This is a genomic window from Acinetobacter sp. ANC 4470, from assembly GCF_002135335.1.
Taxonomy (GTDB): Bacteria; Pseudomonadota; Gammaproteobacteria; order Pseudomonadales; family Moraxellaceae; genus Acinetobacter.
On record NZ_NEGC01000014.1, the window covers coordinates 1 to 17,309 of the forward strand.

Genomic DNA, 17,309 nt, shown 5'->3' on the forward strand with positions numbered 1-17,309 from the left:
AATGCGGTATTTAATGATTCACATTGATTTTAGAGCTTTGCGATTCGGAATCTTGGCGTCATGAACGAGCATAGCGAGTAAAAAAGCTCTATGAGCGTAGCGAATCCATTTTTGCTTTTGACTTTGCTTTTTTAATATTTGAGTCACAACCGGTATTTACTAAAAATTGCCCCTTCGAACTGAGCGAAAGCGAAGTTCAATAGAGTTTGAGCGTAGCGAAAACATAGGGCAATTTTTCATGTTCTGGGCTTTTAATAATCTTTTAAGCTTTTAAATGCTTTTAGACAGTCTGAAAGCTAAGCTAGGCAATGGTTTCAGACTTCATAAAACTAGGTTTAAGGGGTTATAAAACTAGGTTTAAGGGGTTATAAAACTAGGTTTAAGGGGTTATAAAACTAGGTTTAAGGGGTATTTGAATAGATTGTATGTTGACTATTTTAAATAGCCAGTCTATAACCTAGTTAAATAAATTAAAAAGCTGGTTAAATGAGCAATAATAAATTAGTCGTTAAAGATAATGCTTTAATAGATGCTTCTTTTAATCTCTCATTAATAGAACAGCGTCTTATGCTTTTAGCTATTGTTGAGGCTAGAGAAGTCCATGATCTAACACAAAATACTGCAATAGAAATTGCGGTGAGTGACTATGTGCATCAATTTAAGGTCGAAAGTAATAATAGTTATAGCTTAATCAGAGATGCAGCTAGAACATTAAAAAGACGAGAATTCAGCTATTTAGATAGATACAAAGGAAAAGAAGCATACACCACCGCAAACTGGGTGAATAAAGTTACTTATGTCGATACAAGCGGTTTAATTGTTTTATATCTAAGTAATGAAGTTATAAGTTTAATTAGTCGACTAAGCGAACAATTTACCAAATATCATTTAGAGCAAGTATCTGATTTTAAAAGTAAATATAGCATAAGATTATATGAATTATTAATAAAATGGTTAAGCACAGGAAAAACTGAAAAATATAATATTGATGATATTAGAGCTAAATTAGGTGTAGGCGTAAATGAGTACGCCACAATGTCTAATTTTAAAACCAATGTGCTTGAAAAAGCAATTTTAGATATAAATAAAAATACAGATATAACAGTTAGTTACGATCAATTTAAAAAAGGTCGTATTATTACTGATCTTCAATTTAAACTTAAACAGAAATCAATATTAAAAGCTATTCCAGCCTTAAATAATAAAGTATCAAGTCAACAAAATTTCTATAAAATGAGCGACTCTCAAATCAATATGTTTGGCAATCAATTAGCAGAACTTCATGATTTAAGTCATTTGGCGGTAGGTAATGAAAACTATGAAGTCCTTGCAGCTCGAATTAAAGATATGTTGAGAGATCCAGAGAAGCAAAAACTGTTTTTACCTCATTTAAAAAATCTGGGATTTAATCCTAAAATAAATAATTTAAACTCAATTTAATGTCTTATTTGGCGTAATTATGGCAAAGCTAACGATTAGTAAAATGGCAAATCTTTATGGACTTTCTCGCGGTGCTTTATATGACAAGGTATCTAAAGGAATATTAACAGCCACGCTCAATGAACAGGGACAAAAAGTCATTGATATGGTTGATATGATTGTTCTATATGGTGAGGCTAAGACTGATAAAGCTGTTCAAATTGAACAACAGCCGACAGTTCAAAATAGTTCAATCCAAACAGAATTAGACAGCATTGAACTGTACAAAAAAATGTTAGAAATGTCTGAAAGTGCTCGACTAAAAGCAGAACAAAGAGAAGATAGACTTTTTAATGAAATTAGTAGTTTAAGAGAAGAAATCAAAGAATTAAAATTGGTTTTAGGTTATACCCCACCCACACACAAAGAAAATATTGAACAACAACAGACAGTTCAAAACAGCTCAATTGAACAACAAGGCTATACAGAATTAAATAGTAAAAAAGACAGTTCAAACAGTGTCAAAACACCAAATAAACAAAGTGATATTCACATAAATAAAATAATAGAAGAAGAACCAGAAAAACGAGGATTCTGGAGTAACTTCTTCTTACCCAATGGCTAATTTTTTCGGTCAGAACAATTCGCTGTGTGTTCCAGCACGAACAAAAACAATCATTTCGAACTTAGATAGAGATTCCATGCGGTAGACCAGTAGAAAATCTCCACCAATATGCAACTCACGGCAATTCTTCCACTGATTGCCATTCAAGGCATGATCAAGCCATTCTGCCCCTAAAGGCTCATCATTAGCGATTAACAGCATCATGACTTCCTTGAGCTTTACCATGTCATAACGACCGCTACGAGAAAGCCTTTGCCAGTCTGCTAGAAATTCTTTGGTATAGTCCGATGATCGAGGTAAAACGGCACGTTTAGATTTAGCTGTTTTTTTCGAGGTCATTAAACAAGTCTTCTACAGTTTCAAAACGGGCTTTTTTCGCTTGAATCAGTTCATCTGCTTCATTCAAAGCAGAAACAGTCTTAGCGTTCGGTACACGTACATCAAATGGTATTGCTTGTTCTGCTACGACACGAGTCAAAAAGATTCGTACAGCATCAGATACAGACATCCCCATTGATTTTAAAGCCTGCTGTGCTTGAAGCTTAGTATCATCATCAATTCGAACGTGTAGCATTGAGGTTTGAGAAGTCATGTCTTCACCTTAACGTTATGTAACTCAATTGAGATACATAATAACATATTTTAAGTTTTATAACGTGACTGCATTAAATGATTATTTATAAATTTAGCTAATCAAAATCGTGGCACATTGATCAAATAACAAGCGTGGAACACGACTATTCACGTAAAAATCCCAATCGGGTAGGATTGGGATTTTCTGAAACACTTAAGCGAATGATTTATATGAAAATAAAAAGAGCATTTCGCATAAGGTGTATTATGTTAATTTTAGAAATTCTTAAAAAATGAAGAAATTAGAAATTATCTTTTCAGTAATTTTAGTCCTAGCTATTTTATGGGGCATACAATGGATGTTTCATGGTTTTCCAACAGGAAATTGAAACCATATTCCTGTTTATTTAAGATAATCCGTATTATGTTAATTATCTTTGTACACGACAAAAAAAGTAACTCGTTGAAATAAGTGACATAATAATAGTTTTCTGACGACTCAAACTATGTCATACCTCAACGAGCTACACCACATTCTAAACAATCATTTTTCTTGGAACAAGGCAAGAATGAATTGTTTTACTCTCATGCTCACCACGCTGTTTATTAGCCCATCATCAAACTTGGTGAAACTTTCCACCCTGTTTAATCATAATGTAAAGTCGGCATCATCATATCGCAGAATACAACGCTTTCTTACTGAGCATGTGATTGATTTTAATCAAGTTGCAACTTTTATTTTTGAGCTATTTTCGCTTGAAAAGGTGACACTCACCTTAGATAGAACAAATTGGAAGTGGGGGAAAAAAACATTAATATCCTGATGCTTGCTGTCGTTCATAAGGGAATTGCCATTCCTATATTCTGGATGTTGCTAGATAAGCGTGGGAATTCAAATACCAATGAAAGAATCGAAATTATACAACGATTTATTTGTATTTTTGGGAAGTCTAGAATTACACAAGTACTGGCAGATCGGGAATTTATTGGTAAGGAATGGCTAAGTTGGTTAGATCAGCAGAATATTCAATTTTGTATTCGAATTAAGAAGAACGCCAAAGTATCCAATAGTGAAGGAAGAATAGTTCAAATTCATGAATTATTTCGTGATTTAAAGCCTAATCAGGTGGTCAGACATTCAAGGGCTTTAAATGTTGATGGTGTTTGTGTACATGTTTGGGCATCTAAATTAAAAGATGAATTGATGTTGGTTGCATCGAATACTCAAGCAATTGATGCTATAGCAAGCTACAAAAAGCGTTGGGAAATTGAGACTTTATTTGGTTGTTTGAAAAGTCGAGGTTTTAATTTAGAGGATACTCATTTGACGGATCAAGATAAGTTCAGCAAATTATTAGCAGTGTATAGCATTGCTTTTTGTTGGGCATATCGTATGGGCATTTGGCATCATGATGAGATTAAGCCAATTAAGGTGAAGAAGCATGGTCGATTCGAGAATAGCTTGTTTAGACTTGGTTTTGATTTAATTGTTGAGGGATTGAAGTATGCACTTTTCCATCAAGATGATTCAAAAATACTAAATATCATTGATCAATTGCGATGCTGTAATCGATTACTAAAATCGAAATATGATTTTTGTCGTGTACAAAGGTTAATTATATAAAAATAATGGATATACAACACAATGAATGGTTTTTGGCGAATTTTTTGGATATTACATATATTTGGTTTTATAGTTTCATTTCTAGTTTTCTTTCCAGTAATATTTGCTCTAATTATATTTTTTATAAATTTAACATTAAGTCTTCTTATGTATACGGTTTTTATATTCATTAACAAATATAAAGTTAAATACCTGTTAAATATATTATTTTCTATAGTTTTAGTGGCTACATTAATCTTTTTTATAAGCTTCTTTTTTACTAGTTTAGAAAATGCATTCCATATCATGATATATGCTTTAATCTATATAGGAATTCAAATTTTTTTAAAAGGACTTGCTGAAGATTAATATTAAACGTTGCATAAGAAGTCTATTTAACATAATGGGCATTATACGAAACGCCTTTCATTTAAATTAATTATTTCAATAACTTAACCAATTTCAGAAGTTCAAAAAACCACAAAAAAACCGACTCGGAAACAAGTCGGCTTTTTTATGTACAACTCTGGAATATATTGCCAATAAAATTGATCAATATTTAGTCAAAATAGCACATTATTGTATGTTATCAACTCATCCACTGCTCAAATTATCCCCAATTTCTGCGGATAAACCTTGGGGTAAAATTTAAACAGTTTTGTACGCCTAGGCGCACATGGATTCAAGCCCTTTGCGGCTATACGACCTCACGCTGATTTCTTATCATGGGGACATAGAGAGCAGGATGCTCCAGATAAGAATAATAAGATCAGATACAGGGAATGTGAGGTACGACAGGAGTCAGACCTAAGCATCAAATATGTAAAAAAGCCCAACAGGATGTTGGGCTTTTTTATTGTCTAAAATTTCTCATTTGCCAATGCTGCAAGTTACCTATAAAATATAGACTATAATCTATATTTTGGTTGTGATATGTGGACAGTCATCACGACAGACGTATTCAATGAATGGTTTGAACAGCAAGATGAATCGACCCAAGAGAAGGTTTTAGCCACGTTGGTGGTACTGCAACAACAAGGGCCGGGCTTAGGTCGCCCTTTAGTGGATACCGTCTATGATTCTAAATTTACCAACATGAAAGAACTGCGTGTTCAGCATCGAGGTAGACCTCTCAGGGCTTTTTTTGCCTTTGATCCTTTACGACAAAGCCATAGTGCTGTGTATTGCTGATAAAGGCGGTAAAAAACGATTTTATAAAGACATGCTAGATATTGCAGATGAGCAATACAAACTTCACCTCTCAACTTTAGGAGAATAATCTAATGGCTAAAACCTTACAGGAATTATTAGCTAACCGCTCTCCAGAGAGCCAAGCGCGTATTCAAAAAATGGCTGATGAATTACTTCTAGAAAATCAGCTTTATCTTATTCGTGAAGAATTAGAAATCTCTCAAAAAGAATTGGCTGAAACCCTTGGTATTAAACAGCCTTCACTTTCAGCAATCGAAAATCGTGGCAATGATCTGAAAATTTCAACGATGAAAAAGTATGTTGAAGCAATGGGCGGAAAGCTCCGTATTGATGTAGAGCTTCCAACAGGAAAACATATAGGATTCAACGTTTAACAATAAAAAAGGTAGCTTAAGCTACCTTTTTTTATTTCGTATAAGCGCTATTATGTTAAATGGGAGATTTCTTCATTGTATTATCAATTACCTTAATGATCTGATCTGGACTTTTTAGCCAAATACTATGTCTATTTCCTTTGAGATGAGATGGTAATTCAATTTGTTGAAATACAGTACTACTGAACATTTCTGCTAATTTTTTTGTAGATTCTAGAGGTGAAAAATTATCATTTTTTATATTAATAAATAAGCTTTTAGCATTGCTTCTTTTAACTTCAATTCCTGAAAAATCGTAATTCCCAGTTAATACTGTATGACACCAATTATTCATTAGACTTTTGGCTTCTCTATGTCCAAAACCAACTTTATAACCTGGGAAAAAACCATAAGCTTTAGTAAGAGATTTGAATAATATGACTGCGCTTAATATTTTGGCTCTACCTACAAAATTCCAATTCTTATAATGAATATTTCCTGAAGCAATAACTACTATTGGAATATTGTTTTCTAAGGCATATAAGCTTGCGAGATGGCCACCTAAGCTATGTCCTAAAAGTACTAAGTTTTGTGTATCACAGCTTTTGATCAAATTGGGTATGAAGTATTTGAGTAGATCTGAATAATCATAATCATGGCTTTTGGATATCTGAGGAAAATTATCTCCGCAACAAGGATAATCAGCATAAACAACTGAATAACCATTATCTTTAAGACCAATTATAAGTCTTTCATACTTTTTAATAGGTACCCCAATAGCTGGTAGTAAGATAAAAGTTAAATTATTACTCTTATCAACGGGGCTAATTTTATTTACTTTAACTTCATATAAATCTTTAAAAGAAAAACTATTCATAAGCTTTAATTCCTAAACGGATTCAAGTGAATCATTAATGGCAATCCTAGACTTTTTAGAAAGGCTGTTCGAGAGTTTGGATTATTCTTACTTTCTGCTTTTATTAGTTCAATAAAATTTTTATTAAAATTTTCCCTAGGATATTTTTCTATAATTTGATTCTTAAAATTAGATGGTAAGTTATGAAGTTGTTCACCAATTACGTCACACGATGCGCCCTGTTGTAATAGTTGAATTTCACTAGGATATGATTGATCGATGTAACCATTCATGTGGATACAAATTGCATCTTTAATGAGTTGGGTCTTATCTTCATCAAAGTTAATTTCTTGTGCCCTGTAAGAAAATTGATCTGCACTTTCATAAGTAAAACATTTACAACCTTTTGTTTCTAAATGAGGTGTTGTTAAACCGATATCATGAAATAAAGAAGCAGTGAGCAGCGATTCAGGATCAAATGGTTTGTTCTGAAGATGGCCTAAAGCTGCTCCCCAAAAATACGTTCGCCATGAGTGATTGATAATTGAAATACTAGCTTTCGATTCTAATTCTTCGACTGCAATTTCAATCATTTTTGTGTCTGGAATGATGACCTGATTGACATGAAAATTAATATTAATATCTGAATGATTTTTATAAATATTTTCTTTTATTGGTGTAAGTAAATTTGGAATAATCAACTTATTAAATAGTTTAATTTTCTCTTTGAAAGATATTTTACCATTTGTTTTATTCATCCATGAATAAGTTCCAATTTTTGTATGACTCATTATAACCAACCTATATTTTAGAGTAATTACTCTAAAATATAGGTTGGTTATAATTTTTTCAAGAGAATTTTCTGCTTAAGGAAATGCAAAATGTATAACCATATTTTATAGTTTTTTAAGTTTGTCTAAAATTAACATAATACACTTATACGAAATCAAAAATGGGAGCCTAAGGCTCCCATTTTTACTAGTTTTTTTTAATTTTAAGCATGTTGCACTGTAAGCTTTAAACCTAAAGCATTCACTACACGATTGATAGTATCAAAACGAGGTGCAGAGTCATGACGAAGTGCTTTATAAAGGGCTTCACGTCCAATACCTGCCTCTTTAGCAATTTGGGTCATACCTCTTGCTTTAGCAATTACACCAAGTGCATGTGCTAATTCCGCAGGATCATTTTCTTCAAGAACCATATTGAGATACGTCACAATATCTTCTTCAGTTTTGAGTGATTCAGCCATATCAAAACTTGGTAAATCAGCGACTTTAACCATTTTTAATCCTCCAATGTTTTAGATAATTTGACTGCTCGCTTGATATCATCTTGCTGTGTAGATTTATCACCGCCACCTAGCATCACAATCACAACATCACCATGTTGGATATAGTACATTCTCCAACCTGAACCGAAGAACTCTCTCATTTCACAGACACCTTCTTGGAGAGGTTTAATGTCTCCCCAATTTCCACGCTGAACCTTATCTAATCTACGGTTCAAGCGAATACGGGTCATATTGTCTTTAATGCCATCTAACCATTCATCAAATTCAGGCAGACGTTTAATTTCAATCATGAGGTTTCCTTCTATTCTTACTTGATTGTATTCGATCGAATACATAAAGCAAGTACTTCCCCTCTAGATTCATCTACAAAATTTGTAAATTTCGCATAATGCCCATTATGTTAAATAGACAGTCATTCATTGAATTTTCATCTTTTAAAGAAGTGTTAATCTTGGGCTTTTTTTTGATGTTACTCTAATGATCAATTAATTTGGATTTTCCTGATACTGAGGTGCAGCATCTTCTATTTCATACCAAGCTGGCTTAGATGAAACAAAAACATGGAACTGATTTCTTAAGATAGGATCATCGTCCAAACAATTAACTGGTATTGGAAAAGATGCACTCTCTGAACCGATTTCACCCAAAGCAGTTCCGCACTTTTTACAGAACGTTCGTACATAGCTAAATGGCGGTTCAGGCTTATATGTTTGTATAAACTCTTTACCTTGAAGCAAATTAAAGGATTCTTTTTTCACAAAAATAATCGTACTCGATCCGAGCTTACGACAACGTGAACAATGGCATGTTCCCATCATGTCAGGAACAGCATTCAACTCAAATTTAACAGCACCACAACAACAACTACCCTGAATCATATTTTGCCTATATTTATAAAGAGATTTGGACATTTTTAATGTAAAAAGGATAACTATTAAATCATTATCCTGCATAGCAGCCATTATATTAAATGGGTGGGAATTCTCTGTATATCATGCTTAAAGCTAAGATACACATCATTAGAGATAAACCTTTAAGCAAAGCACTTTGTATTTTTAAATTACGTAGAATTTTTTTTAGACTCTTTCCTAAAATTAATAATACACCTTATAAGAAATCTAAAATGGGAGTCTTAAGCTCCCATTTTTACTGTATTTTTTGAAATTTCGTATAACGACCATTATGTTAAATAAGAGCAAAGTTTAGTATAATAATTAAACACTTAAAAGCAGCATTACAGCTTTTATAAGAAATACTAAATTCGATAAAAATACATTTTCCCAAAGGAATTATTTAGCTCATATGGATTTTGAAAATATTCTAATCGTATTAGGTTTTTTTGCTTTTTGTGGCGGCTTAATTGATGCTGCCGTTGGAGGTGGTGGTCTTGTTCAATTGCCTGCGCTTATACATGCTTTACCGCAATACAGTTTAGCGACTGTTTTTGGAACAAATAAATTAGCTGTGTTAGCTGGAACACTTTCCTCTATTTTTACTTATATAAAAAGAATAAAAATTGTATGGATACTGATGCTACCTACTATGGTTTCAGCATTTATCTTTGCTTTTCTAGGCGCTATGTCTGTTTCATTCATTCCCAAAGAATTGATGAAATATATTGTATTTTTTCTTTTGGTATTAATAGCAATTTATACATTTATCAAGAAAGATTTAGGCAAAGTTCATACATATATTCAATGTGGTAAAAGAGAAATTCTATTGGGGATTTTTTTTGGTGCCCTCATTGGATTTTATGATGGAGTCTTTGGACCTGGAAGTGGAAGCTTTTTACTTTTTTTATTCGTTAAATGTTTTGGATTCGATTTTTTAAATGCTTCTGCTTCAGCAAAATTAGTGAATTTAGGAACATTCAGTGCTGCATTACTATTTTTTATACCATCTGGTCATGTTCTATGGAACATTGGAGTGATAGTGGCGGTCTGCAATATGGTGGGTTCTATAGTAGGTTCATTTTTGGCTTTACGCTATGGAAGTGGTTTTATTCGGATATTCTTTCTTGTTTTATTAGTATTTTTAATTGGTCGAATGGGAATATCTATTTTCTTTCCATAATTTAATTTTTCTAAAATTAACATAATACACCTTATGCGAAATGCCCAGATCAATGGCATTTCTAGTTTTCCCTTAACATAAAACTTATTATACGCAGCCCAGGTTAATCCTGGGCTTTTTGTTCGATCTGAGTATTGGTCTCAAATATGCCAGGATTAGTGATGCGGATGTTTTCCTGACAATTTCCGCAAAGCATCAGCCCTGCAAATTTCTGAACATTTTCCATTGATTCACATAAGCTACATGGCCGAGGAAAAGAAACAATGTTGGCTGAATCGACAATAAAGTTGCTCATAATTAAAAATTCCTATTGAGAACTCACATTTTCAAATAAATTTCATGGGCTTAATGTTAAAAATTGATAATTTTGAGAACTTTTGTCGAAAATAATTTGAGAACTCATCTATTTTATTTATTTTTCAATAATTTGAATGGTATTTATCTTCATAAATGAGAACTATGGTGAGTTCTCACTATAATTTTTTAAAAACATACGTTTATTAAAAATATGACCGTTTTTTGAGAACTCATTTCTGGAGCACATAAATAGCCAATTCATTTGCCAGTTTTTGTATCCACACGACTGGTAAAAGTGACAAAATCTTTATTCATTTACTATGAGAATATTGTGATACCACTTAAGATATTGATAATTAATATTAAAATAGCTAATGTTGATATTATTCCAACAATACAAGTGATACCAAAAAAACTATTTATTAAACAATAGCTTAAGGTGTAAAAAGTGTCTTTTGTTGATATCATAAGCGGTATCATTTAATTTATATATAAACCAATAACTTAACTGCTTTTGTTTCTATTTTTTGGTATCAGATTCTTCACCATAATTAATCGTCTGCACCCCTTATAAATCCTGGGTTTTGAGCTTTTATCTTTAGATGCGTGGTGTGTGAAAAAAATMTTGCCGATATGTATCGGCTTTTAGCCCTGTTGATTGACTGAATTGACATTAAAGTTAGTGCTTGGTTTTTTTGAATCAACTTAGAGTCTTTTTTTCTCAAAAATAGAAACGCGTAAGCGTGCATTCCGATCTGCTGATCAGAATTGAACATTTTCATATTTTGAAAACCGATGAAATACAGATAGCCATAAATTCTCTTTAAATGCGTTTTAAGCCACACTTGATGAAAAAACATGGAATCCATAGGGAAATGTTGGAAACAGCTTTAAAAACGCAAATGAGAGCGAATGAAGCCTATTTTTATTTAAATGATAAGAACAGAACGAGTGTCTACGAGTGACAAGCCTCTATTTAAATTTTTGTCGCTCTTTCCCTGATTACAATGCGGTATTTAATGATTCACATTGATTTTAGAGCTTTGCGATTCGGAATCTTGGCGTCATGAACGAGCATAGCGAGTAAAAAAGCTTTATGAGCGTAGCGAATCCATTCTTGCTTTTGATTTTGCTTTTTCAATATTTCAGTCACAACTGGTATTTACTAAAAATTGCCCCTTCGAACTGAGCGAAAGCGAAGTTCAATAGAGTTTGAGCGTAGCGAAAACATAGGGTAATTTTTCATGTTCTAGGCTTTTAATAATCTTTTAAGCTTTTAAATGCTTTTAGACAGCCTGAAAGCCAGTCTAGGCAATGATTTTAGGCTTCATTAAACTAGGTTTATCGACCTATTAAACTAGGTTTATCGACCTATTAAACTAGGTTTATCGACCTATTAAACTAGGTTTATCGACCTTAAAGCTAGGTTGTTTTACAAGCTAGTTTAAATGAGTTAAGGTATACCCCAGTTAATTAAAACTTTAGAATTAAAAATGGCTGAATTAGTTGTAAAAGATAATGCTTTAATTCAAGCAAGTTATACATTAGATACTGTTGAACAGCGCCTAATTCTTCTAGCAATAGCTGAAGCTAGAGAAACAGGTCAAGGAATTACGGAAAACAGTTTGTTAGAAGTACATGCTAGTAGCTATATCAATACTTTTAACGTTGAGAAACACACCGCATATACAGTACTCAGAGAAGCCTCTAAAAGCCTATTTGATCGCTATGTCACTTATCATGATATAAATCCTAAAACTGGCAAAAATCGTAGCTTTCATTGTCGATGGGTCGATAAAATAGGGTATGAACATCAATCAGGAATAGTCTTTCTACGCTTTACACAAGACATTGTTCCTCTCATAACCAGATTAGAAGAAAATTTCACTAAATATGAATTACAACAAGTTTCTAAATTAACTAGCTCTTATGCAATTCGCCTATATGAATTATTAATTCAATGGCGATCCAATGGAAAAACTCCTATTTTTGATTTGTTAGTTTTTAGACAACAACTTGGTGTCGAAGTACATCAATACAAAACTATGAGCAATTTTAAAACTTATGTTCTGGATTTCGCTTTAAAACAAGTAAATGAGTTAACTGATATAACTGCAAAATATGAGCAACATAAGACTGGTAGATCAATTTCAGGATTCTCTTTCACCTTCAAACAAAAGAAATCTGTTAGCAAACCAATTGAGAAAAATGATGAGCAACACTTAATTGATCTTTTTTCAAAGATGACTGATAAACAACGTCATTTATTTGGTAGCAAGCTGTCCGATCTTCCTGAGATGAATAAATATTCTCAAGGTACAGAGAATTACCAACAATTTGCTATACGTCTAGCTGAGAAACTTTTAGATTTTACAAGCTTTAAAGAACTTTACCCATATCTTAAAAAAGTTGGATATCGTTGAAACATTGATGTAACGTTACATGACTACCTAGTGTTTACTGGCATACATTTTTTTACTTGGGCTACATAATGAAAGCATTGTCTGTTATTGAGTTGGCTAATCTATATGGAATGAATCGCCAAAGCATTTATAAACGTATTAATAAAGGGGATTTATCTAAAAATAGTGATGGAAAAATTGATTTTTCAGAAGCTATACGTGTATTTGGAGAACCCTCACACAAAAATAATAATGTAACCACGTTACAGTCTAATTCGATACAAAAAGAGACAGAAGTAGACATGCTGAAACAGCAGGTAGACATACTAAAAAAACATCTAGAACTTGCACATGAACGAGAAGTTTTTCAACGAGAACAGTTAGCAACAAAAGATAATCAAATAGAAGCCATACAACGCTTATTAGAAGCCCCTAAAACCAATATGACTACGTTTACCGATCAGAAATCTAACCAAGATATAGCAACGGATCCTCGGCTAAAGCCTGAGCAGAGCTATGACGGATTGACTACTCCGGTTCAAAAAGAAAATAAGTGCATTCCAGTACCGGAGCATGTCGAGCCTGAACCAGCAAAAAGGGGCTTTCTAAGTCGATTTTTCCTACCGAATGGCTAAATGCGCTGTTTAGCTGTGCTACTTAAAGATTTGGAATATTGATCAAAGAATAGGCGTGGAACACGACTATTCACGTAAAAAGCCCAATCGGGTAGGATTCGGCTTTTTGATATACAGTAAATATATGATTTATATAAAAATAAAAAGAGCATTTCGTATAAGGTGTATTATGTTAATTTTAGGAAATCTTCAAATTAAATGATAAGTTATCTGAAGAATAACCTTCTATTAAATATTAAATTTTCCTATCAGAGTCGTAATACACTATTTATAATAAAGAACAAAATATAAAGAATTAAGATAATGACAGCAGAATTACTTCAAAAGCTGATTATATGGGGATTGATATTATTTTTATTAGGTATAATTCTCATACTTATCTTCCCTAAATGGCGAAAAAAAATTACTGAGCCTAAAGTCTATAGTAAAAGAGACAATATTTTTATTTATATTCCTGATTTCATTGGACTAATTTTTTACCCAGTTATTTGGCTGTTTCGACTTATTATGTCTGTATTTAAGGGATAAAAATATGATTTTAGCTTTGTATTTATTTAATGCAATCAGTGAATTATGGAAATATCAAAAAAGCTTTCATGACTCATAACGAAATTGCAGATATCAAATACTAGATTAAATCTTATGCTATTTAACATAATGGTCGTTATACGAAACGCGTTTCATTTAAGTTAACCATTTCAACAACTTAACTGATTTTAAAAATTCAAAAAGCCACAAAAAAGCCGACTCGGAAACAAGTCGGCTTTTTTATGTACAACTCTGGAATATATTGCCAATAAAATTGATCAATATCTGATCAAAATAGCACATTGTTGTATGTTATCAACTCATCCACTGCTTAAATTATCCCCAATTTCTGCGGATAACCCTTGGGGTAAAATTTAAACAGTTTTGTACGCTTAGGCGCACATGGATTCAAGCCCTTTGCGGCTATACGACCTCACGCTTATTTCCTATCATGAGGACATAGAGAGCAGGATGCTCCAGATAAGAATAATAAGATCAGATACAGGGAATGTGAGGTACGACAGGAGTTATACCAACGCATCAAATATGTAAAAAAGCCCAACAGGATGTTGGGCTTTTTTATTATCTCTATCTTTTAGATCAGGCTTGGATGGGAATCTAGAATACGAATAAGTGTTGCCGCTGGGCCAGTTGGGTAACGTCGCCCTTGCTCCCAATTTTGTAGTGTTCTTGCACTGATATGCAAACGTGCTGCAAATTCGACTTGGCTCAAACCTGTTTTTTCACGAACTTCTTTAATATCAGGTAATTCAAGTTCAGTAATTCGACTTGCTTGCACTTCTTTACGCTTGATTGCACCTGCTTCTTTGATCGAAGAAACCAGATCATCAAATAAGTTGTTATCCATGAAGTTGCTCCTTCACTAATTGACGAAGAATGGCTGTTTCCTTATCTGTCAGGGTATCTTTTACTGATTTTGGATAAGCCAATAGGAAAAAGACTTGATGATCTTCATTAACCCAATAATAGATCACACGGATGCCGCCACTTTTTCCTTTATTGCCTTGAGCACAACGTACTTTACGAATGCCACCGCCATTTTTTATCAAGTCACCTTTATCAGGCTGTACCAAAAGATCTTGCTGAAGCTGACGATATTCTTCATCAGTGACAAGCTCTTTGATTTGCTTGGTAAAAATACTGGTTTCAATAAATAACATAGATTAAAGTACGTCAATGGCGTATGTGGATTTTAGCAGTTTTAAAACAAAAAAACGAGAGCTATAAGTTCTCTGTTATTCCCCAATTAAAATGTCTATATTCTCACCAATAAAAATGTCTAGTTTCTCCAAAGTAAAAAATCCGACTTGAAACAAGTCGGATTTTTATGTTCAATTTTAGGATTTTTTCCTAAATAGTTTTGATCCATAAGGCTGTCTGAGTGTTGTCATTAGCTATCTAACAGTTTGATATTTTCCTCAACTTTAGTTTTTATCAAAGATACTGTCTCTTTTGAAATAGCATACTGTCCATTAAATAGATCATCTATACGATTTCTCGCAATCCCTACAATATGATCAAGAAGTACTTCACTTTTATTAAGATCTAGCCCCGAATTTTTAGCTAAACTAAGTAAATGCTGACGTGTAATCCTATAAGTCTCACCCTCAACATCCATCTGATGATGACCATTCATACCTGTATTAAATGTTAAGTCATAGGCAGGTGATAATGCCCATTCTCCATTTTGACTCATAAGATAAGAAAAGTTTTTCGTATGATCATCACGATTATTCATGCAAACATTAAAAACACAATAACTAAAGGCTTTTTCGACCTCTTTCTCATTCTTTGTCATGAACCTTGTCATACGCAAAAATATTTCATAACTACAATTTGGAATACGGAAATCAGTGTGTAATGCGCTTGCCAAACTGTGCATTGGAATACGAATTTCATTTAAACGATCAAAACGCTTCATACCTATAGCAGCTATATCAGCATTGATATGAAAAATTCTTGATTCTGGTACAGCTAGACCACATAACGCTGCTGTATCAAGATAAAATTTTTCTATTGCACATACTTCAACATCTTCACTTCGGGCATTAAATTTCACCAACCACGGCTCGCCACCAACAATAGGGCAGTTACTCATATCTCCGTTTAAAGGATTGTAATATACCTGCGCTTTTGGTCTTGCACCTTGTGGAGACCCTCCCATAAGTACTAATGTTTCAAGAACATTAACATCTAATCCAATCTGTACAGCTTCCATTGTTTTTGCAATTTCAAATAAGCTCATTTCTTTAATCTCCGTTGTTTTTTCGGAGGCAGGAAGATATATAAATGCACCCATTGTTTGCTCACCTAAGCATGCCAGCCGTTCCAATGGATTAATCTGGTCTCGATTTTTCTCGAACTCTTTTTTAAAAAAACGATCCATTAACAACAATCCCCATCCATCAGGAAGGCTGTCGGCAAATAATCCAGGAAGCTGATATTGAAATGGTGGAAAATTAGTAAAAGCATTTCTCTGAAGTGGTAAATATCGTGGCGAAAACTCTATATTTCTTTGAAGTGCTTCATCTGAATATTGAAATACTGTCTGACGACCATTTGATGCAATTTTTCCCAAACACCAATTTTCGCCCCAACCACAATAATAAACATCTATTTTATATAAATTTTCCATAAACTAACCTTTGAAATACGATGCTCGTTTACGAGAATTAACACTGTTCATCTCTTCAAATTCTTGGATTGAAAAATTCGGTTTAACAGCAATTGTAGACAAATCATTCACAAGTCCTAGTGACGTCAGAACACGAATAAAATTACCAAGTGTTGCCCCTTCGCCTTTTTCTAAACGCTTAATTGTTGAAATACCAACAGCTGCCCTACTTGCCAACTCGGCTTGAGTAATATTTTTTTTTATTCGCTGTTGAGCTATTCGATGCCCCAATTCTTGACAAATTTCCGACTCTGTTGCAAAGTCAAAAAGCATATTTAAACCACCAAAATTAAAAGATCAAATGTGAGCTATTATATCAAATAAAAGCAATTTAAGTATCAAATATGAGCTATTAAGAAAGTATTTAACATGAAATCTCTTATACGGAATTCAGGTTAATCCTGGGCTTTTGGTTCAATCTGATCATTGGAAGCAAACATGCCAGAATTCGTAATCCGGATATTCTCCTGACAGCTTTCACAGAGCATCAACCCTGCAAATTTTTGAACATTTCCCGTTGATTCACATAGGGTACAAGGCCGAGGAAAAGAAACAATGTTGGCTGAATCGACAATAAAGTTGCTCATAATTAAAAATTCCTATTGAGAACTCACATTTTCAAATAAATTTCATGGGCTTAATGTTAAAAATTGATAATTTTGAGAACTTTTGTCGAAAATAATTTGAGAACTCATCTATTTTATTTATTTTTCAATAATTTGAATGGTATTTATCTTCATAAAT

General features: G+C 33.1%; 20 protein-coding genes and 1 pseudogene. 8 read left to right on the forward strand and 13 right to left on the reverse strand.

The genetic code is table 11. The features are described from left to right. Positions 1–486: 486 nt before the first annotated feature. Together repM (B9T25_RS14140) and B9T25_RS14145 are read left to right on the forward strand one after the other, a co-directional pair. A complete protein-coding gene (gene repM, locus B9T25_RS14140) occupies positions 487–1,440 on the forward strand; it encodes a replication initiation protein RepM (protein WP_086189053.1) in 954 nt (317 codons plus the stop codon). Positions 1,441–1,459: 19 nt separating this feature from the next. After that, complete coding sequence (locus B9T25_RS14145) at positions 1,460–2,044, forward strand: hypothetical protein (RefSeq protein WP_086189054.1); 585 nt, start codon at positions 1,460–1,462, stop codon at positions 2,042–2,044. 9 nt (positions 2,045–2,053) lie between these two features. Here B9T25_RS14145 and B9T25_RS14150 read toward each other — a convergent pair whose 3' ends face one another. Together B9T25_RS14150 and B9T25_RS14155 are read right to left on the reverse strand one after the other, a co-directional pair. Next, entirely contained in the window at positions 2,054–2,383 is a 330-nt protein-coding gene (locus B9T25_RS14150) for a type II toxin-antitoxin system YafQ family toxin (protein ID WP_086189055.1), read from the reverse strand. Then, positions 2,361–2,636 (reverse strand): type II toxin-antitoxin system RelB/DinJ family antitoxin, encoded by a 276-nt coding sequence (locus B9T25_RS14155; RefSeq protein WP_086189056.1) that lies wholly within the window; start codon positions 2,634–2,636, stop codon positions 2,361–2,363. The genes B9T25_RS14150 and B9T25_RS14155 overlap by 23 nt, the downstream gene beginning before the upstream one ends. A gap of 777 nt (positions 2,637–3,413) precedes the next feature. Here B9T25_RS14155 and B9T25_RS14165 point away from each other — a divergent pair. From B9T25_RS14165 to B9T25_RS14180, 3 genes and pseudogenes are all read left to right on the forward strand, one after another. After that, positions 3,414–4,241, forward strand: a complete 828-nt coding sequence (locus B9T25_RS14165) for an IS4 family transposase (RefSeq protein ID WP_228146895.1) — start codon at positions 3,414–3,416, stop codon at positions 4,239–4,241. 912 nt (positions 4,242–5,153) lie between these two features. Next, positions 5,154–5,499, forward strand: a pseudogene (locus B9T25_RS14175) (type II toxin-antitoxin system RelE/ParE family toxin). A 4-nt stretch (positions 5,500–5,503) separates the two neighbouring features. Beyond that, positions 5,504–5,806, forward strand: coding sequence for a helix-turn-helix domain-containing protein (locus B9T25_RS14180; protein WP_005065057.1), 303 nt, complete (start codon positions 5,504–5,506; stop codon positions 5,804–5,806). 55 nt (positions 5,807–5,861) lie between these two features. On the opposite strand, the gene B9T25_RS14185 is transcribed toward B9T25_RS14180, so the two are convergent. The 5 genes from B9T25_RS14185 to B9T25_RS14205 all read right to left on the reverse strand — a co-directional run bounded on the left by B9T25_RS14185 (position 5,862) and on the right by B9T25_RS14205 (position 8,813). After that, the gene (locus B9T25_RS14185) at positions 5,862–6,662 is read right to left on the reverse strand and encodes an alpha/beta fold hydrolase (RefSeq protein ID WP_086189059.1); all 801 of its coding nucleotides are present in this window, start codon (positions 6,660–6,662) and stop codon (positions 5,862–5,864) included. A 5-nt stretch (positions 6,663–6,667) separates the two neighbouring features. After that, complete coding sequence (locus B9T25_RS14190; RefSeq protein WP_086189060.1) at positions 6,668–7,432, reverse strand: HD domain-containing protein; 765 nt, start codon at positions 7,430–7,432, stop codon at positions 6,668–6,670. A 203-nt stretch (positions 7,433–7,635) separates the two neighbouring features. Continuing rightward, the gene (locus B9T25_RS14195) at positions 7,636–7,926 is read right to left on the reverse strand and encodes an addiction module antidote protein (protein ID WP_086189061.1); all 291 of its coding nucleotides are present in this window, start codon (positions 7,924–7,926) and stop codon (positions 7,636–7,638) included. 2 nt (positions 7,927–7,928) lie between these two features. Next, positions 7,929–8,225, reverse strand: a complete 297-nt coding sequence (locus B9T25_RS14200; RefSeq protein WP_086189062.1) for a type II toxin-antitoxin system RelE/ParE family toxin — start codon at positions 8,223–8,225, stop codon at positions 7,929–7,931. Positions 8,226–8,420: 195 nt separating this feature from the next. After that, on the reverse strand, positions 8,421–8,813 hold the full coding sequence (locus B9T25_RS14205; RefSeq protein WP_086189074.1) for a GFA family protein: 393 nt from the start codon (positions 8,811–8,813) through the stop codon (positions 8,421–8,423). Positions 8,814–9,237: 424 nt separating this feature from the next. Here B9T25_RS14205 and B9T25_RS14210 point away from each other — a divergent pair, with 424 nt between their 5' ends. Further along, the gene (locus B9T25_RS14210) at positions 9,238–10,008 is read left to right on the forward strand and encodes a sulfite exporter TauE/SafE family protein (RefSeq protein ID WP_086189063.1); all 771 of its coding nucleotides are present in this window, start codon (positions 9,238–9,240) and stop codon (positions 10,006–10,008) included. A 103-nt stretch (positions 10,009–10,111) separates the two neighbouring features. On the opposite strand, the gene B9T25_RS14215 is transcribed toward B9T25_RS14210, so the two are convergent. Beyond that, entirely contained in the window at positions 10,112–10,303 is a 192-nt protein-coding gene (locus B9T25_RS14215; protein WP_086189064.1) for a hypothetical protein, read from the reverse strand. Positions 10,304–11,798: 1,495 nt separating this feature from the next. On the opposite strand from B9T25_RS14215, the gene repM (B9T25_RS14225) reads away from it, so the two are divergent. Then, the gene (repM, locus tag B9T25_RS14225) at positions 11,799–12,728 is read left to right on the forward strand and encodes a replication initiation protein RepM (RefSeq protein ID WP_086189066.1); all 930 of its coding nucleotides are present in this window, start codon (positions 11,799–11,801) and stop codon (positions 12,726–12,728) included. Between the two features lie 68 nt (positions 12,729–12,796). Continuing rightward, complete coding sequence (locus B9T25_RS14230) at positions 12,797–13,342, forward strand: plasmid replication DNA-binding protein (protein ID WP_171262802.1); 546 nt, start codon at positions 12,797–12,799, stop codon at positions 13,340–13,342. Between the two features lie 1,123 nt (positions 13,343–14,465). Here the strand turns inward: B9T25_RS14230 and nadS are convergent. The 5 genes from nadS to B9T25_RS14750 all read right to left on the reverse strand — a co-directional run bounded on the left by nadS (position 14,466) and on the right by B9T25_RS14750 (position 17,152). Next, positions 14,466–14,738, reverse strand: a complete 273-nt coding sequence (nadS, locus tag B9T25_RS14240) for a NadS family protein (RefSeq protein WP_086189068.1) — start codon at positions 14,736–14,738, stop codon at positions 14,466–14,468. Beyond that, positions 14,731–15,051 carry a type II toxin-antitoxin system RelE/ParE family toxin gene (locus tag B9T25_RS14245; RefSeq protein ID WP_086189069.1) on the reverse strand — a complete coding sequence of 107 codons (321 nt, stop codon included), beginning with the start codon at positions 15,049–15,051 and terminating at the stop codon, positions 14,731–14,733. Before B9T25_RS14245 ends, nadS begins: the two co-directional genes overlap by 8 nt. A 230-nt stretch (positions 15,052–15,281) precedes the next feature. Continuing rightward, positions 15,282–16,526 carry a type II toxin-antitoxin system HipA family toxin gene (locus tag B9T25_RS14250; RefSeq protein WP_086189070.1) on the reverse strand — a complete coding sequence of 415 codons (1,245 nt, stop codon included), beginning with the start codon at positions 16,524–16,526 and terminating at the stop codon, positions 15,282–15,284. Between the two features lie 3 nt (positions 16,527–16,529). After that, the gene (locus tag B9T25_RS14255; RefSeq protein ID WP_086189071.1) at positions 16,530–16,838 is read right to left on the reverse strand and encodes a helix-turn-helix domain-containing protein; all 309 of its coding nucleotides are present in this window, start codon (positions 16,836–16,838) and stop codon (positions 16,530–16,532) included. Between the two features lie 122 nt (positions 16,839–16,960). After that, on the reverse strand, positions 16,961–17,152 hold the full coding sequence (locus B9T25_RS14750) for a hypothetical protein (protein WP_228146896.1): 192 nt from the start codon (positions 17,150–17,152) through the stop codon (positions 16,961–16,963). Positions 17,153–17,309: the final 157 nt, after the last annotated feature.

What these genes read in the sequence shown, in the direction of transcription:
- repM (WP_086189053.1), top strand. Translation starts at nt 487, where the DNA reads ATGAGCAATAATAAATTAGTCGTTAAAGATAATGCTTTAATAGATGCT.
- B9T25_RS14145 (WP_086189054.1), top strand. Translation starts at nt 1,460, where the DNA reads ATGGCAAAGCTAACGATTAGTAAAATGGCAAATCTTTATGGACTTTCT.
- B9T25_RS14150 (WP_086189055.1), bottom strand. Translation starts at nt 2,383, where the DNA reads ATGACCTCGAAAAAAACAGCTAAATCTAAACGTGCCGTTTTACCTCGA.
- B9T25_RS14155 (WP_086189056.1), bottom strand. Translation starts at nt 2,636, where the DNA reads ATGACTTCTCAAACCTCAATGCTACACGTTCGAATTGATGATGATACT.
- B9T25_RS14180 (WP_005065057.1), top strand. Translation starts at nt 5,504, where the DNA reads ATGGCTAAAACCTTACAGGAATTATTAGCTAACCGCTCTCCAGAGAGC.
- B9T25_RS14185 (WP_086189059.1), bottom strand. Translation starts at nt 6,662, where the DNA reads ATGAATAGTTTTTCTTTTAAAGATTTATATGAAGTTAAAGTAAATAAA.
- B9T25_RS14190 (WP_086189060.1), bottom strand. Translation starts at nt 7,432, where the DNA reads ATGAGTCATACAAAAATTGGAACTTATTCATGGATGAATAAAACAAAT.
- B9T25_RS14195 (WP_086189061.1), bottom strand. Translation starts at nt 7,926, where the DNA reads ATGGTTAAAGTCGCTGATTTACCAAGTTTTGATATGGCTGAATCACTC.
- B9T25_RS14200 (WP_086189062.1), bottom strand. Translation starts at nt 8,225, where the DNA reads ATGATTGAAATTAAACGTCTGCCTGAATTTGATGAATGGTTAGATGGC.
- B9T25_RS14205 (WP_086189074.1), bottom strand. Translation starts at nt 8,813, where the DNA reads ATGATTCAGGGTAGTTGTTGTTGTGGTGCTGTTAAATTTGAGTTGAAT.
- B9T25_RS14210 (WP_086189063.1), top strand. Translation starts at nt 9,238, where the DNA reads ATGGATTTTGAAAATATTCTAATCGTATTAGGTTTTTTTGCTTTTTGT.
- B9T25_RS14215 (WP_086189064.1), bottom strand. Translation starts at nt 10,303, where the DNA reads ATGAGCAACTTTATTGTCGATTCAGCCAACATTGTTTCTTTTCCTCGG.
- repM (WP_086189066.1), top strand. Translation starts at nt 11,799, where the DNA reads ATGGCTGAATTAGTTGTAAAAGATAATGCTTTAATTCAAGCAAGTTAT.
- B9T25_RS14230 (WP_171262802.1), top strand. Translation starts at nt 12,797, where the DNA reads ATGAAAGCATTGTCTGTTATTGAGTTGGCTAATCTATATGGAATGAAT.
- nadS (WP_086189068.1), bottom strand. Translation starts at nt 14,738, where the DNA reads ATGGATAACAACTTATTTGATGATCTGGTTTCTTCGATCAAAGAAGCA.
- B9T25_RS14245 (WP_086189069.1), bottom strand. Translation starts at nt 15,051, where the DNA reads ATGTTATTTATTGAAACCAGTATTTTTACCAAGCAAATCAAAGAGCTT.
- B9T25_RS14250 (WP_086189070.1), bottom strand. Translation starts at nt 16,526, where the DNA reads ATGGAAAATTTATATAAAATAGATGTTTATTATTGTGGTTGGGGCGAA.
- B9T25_RS14255 (WP_086189071.1), bottom strand. Translation starts at nt 16,838, where the DNA reads ATGCTTTTTGACTTTGCAACAGAGTCGGAAATTTGTCAAGAATTGGGG.
- B9T25_RS14750 (WP_228146896.1), bottom strand. Translation starts at nt 17,152, where the DNA reads ATGAGCAACTTTATTGTCGATTCAGCCAACATTGTTTCTTTTCCTCGG.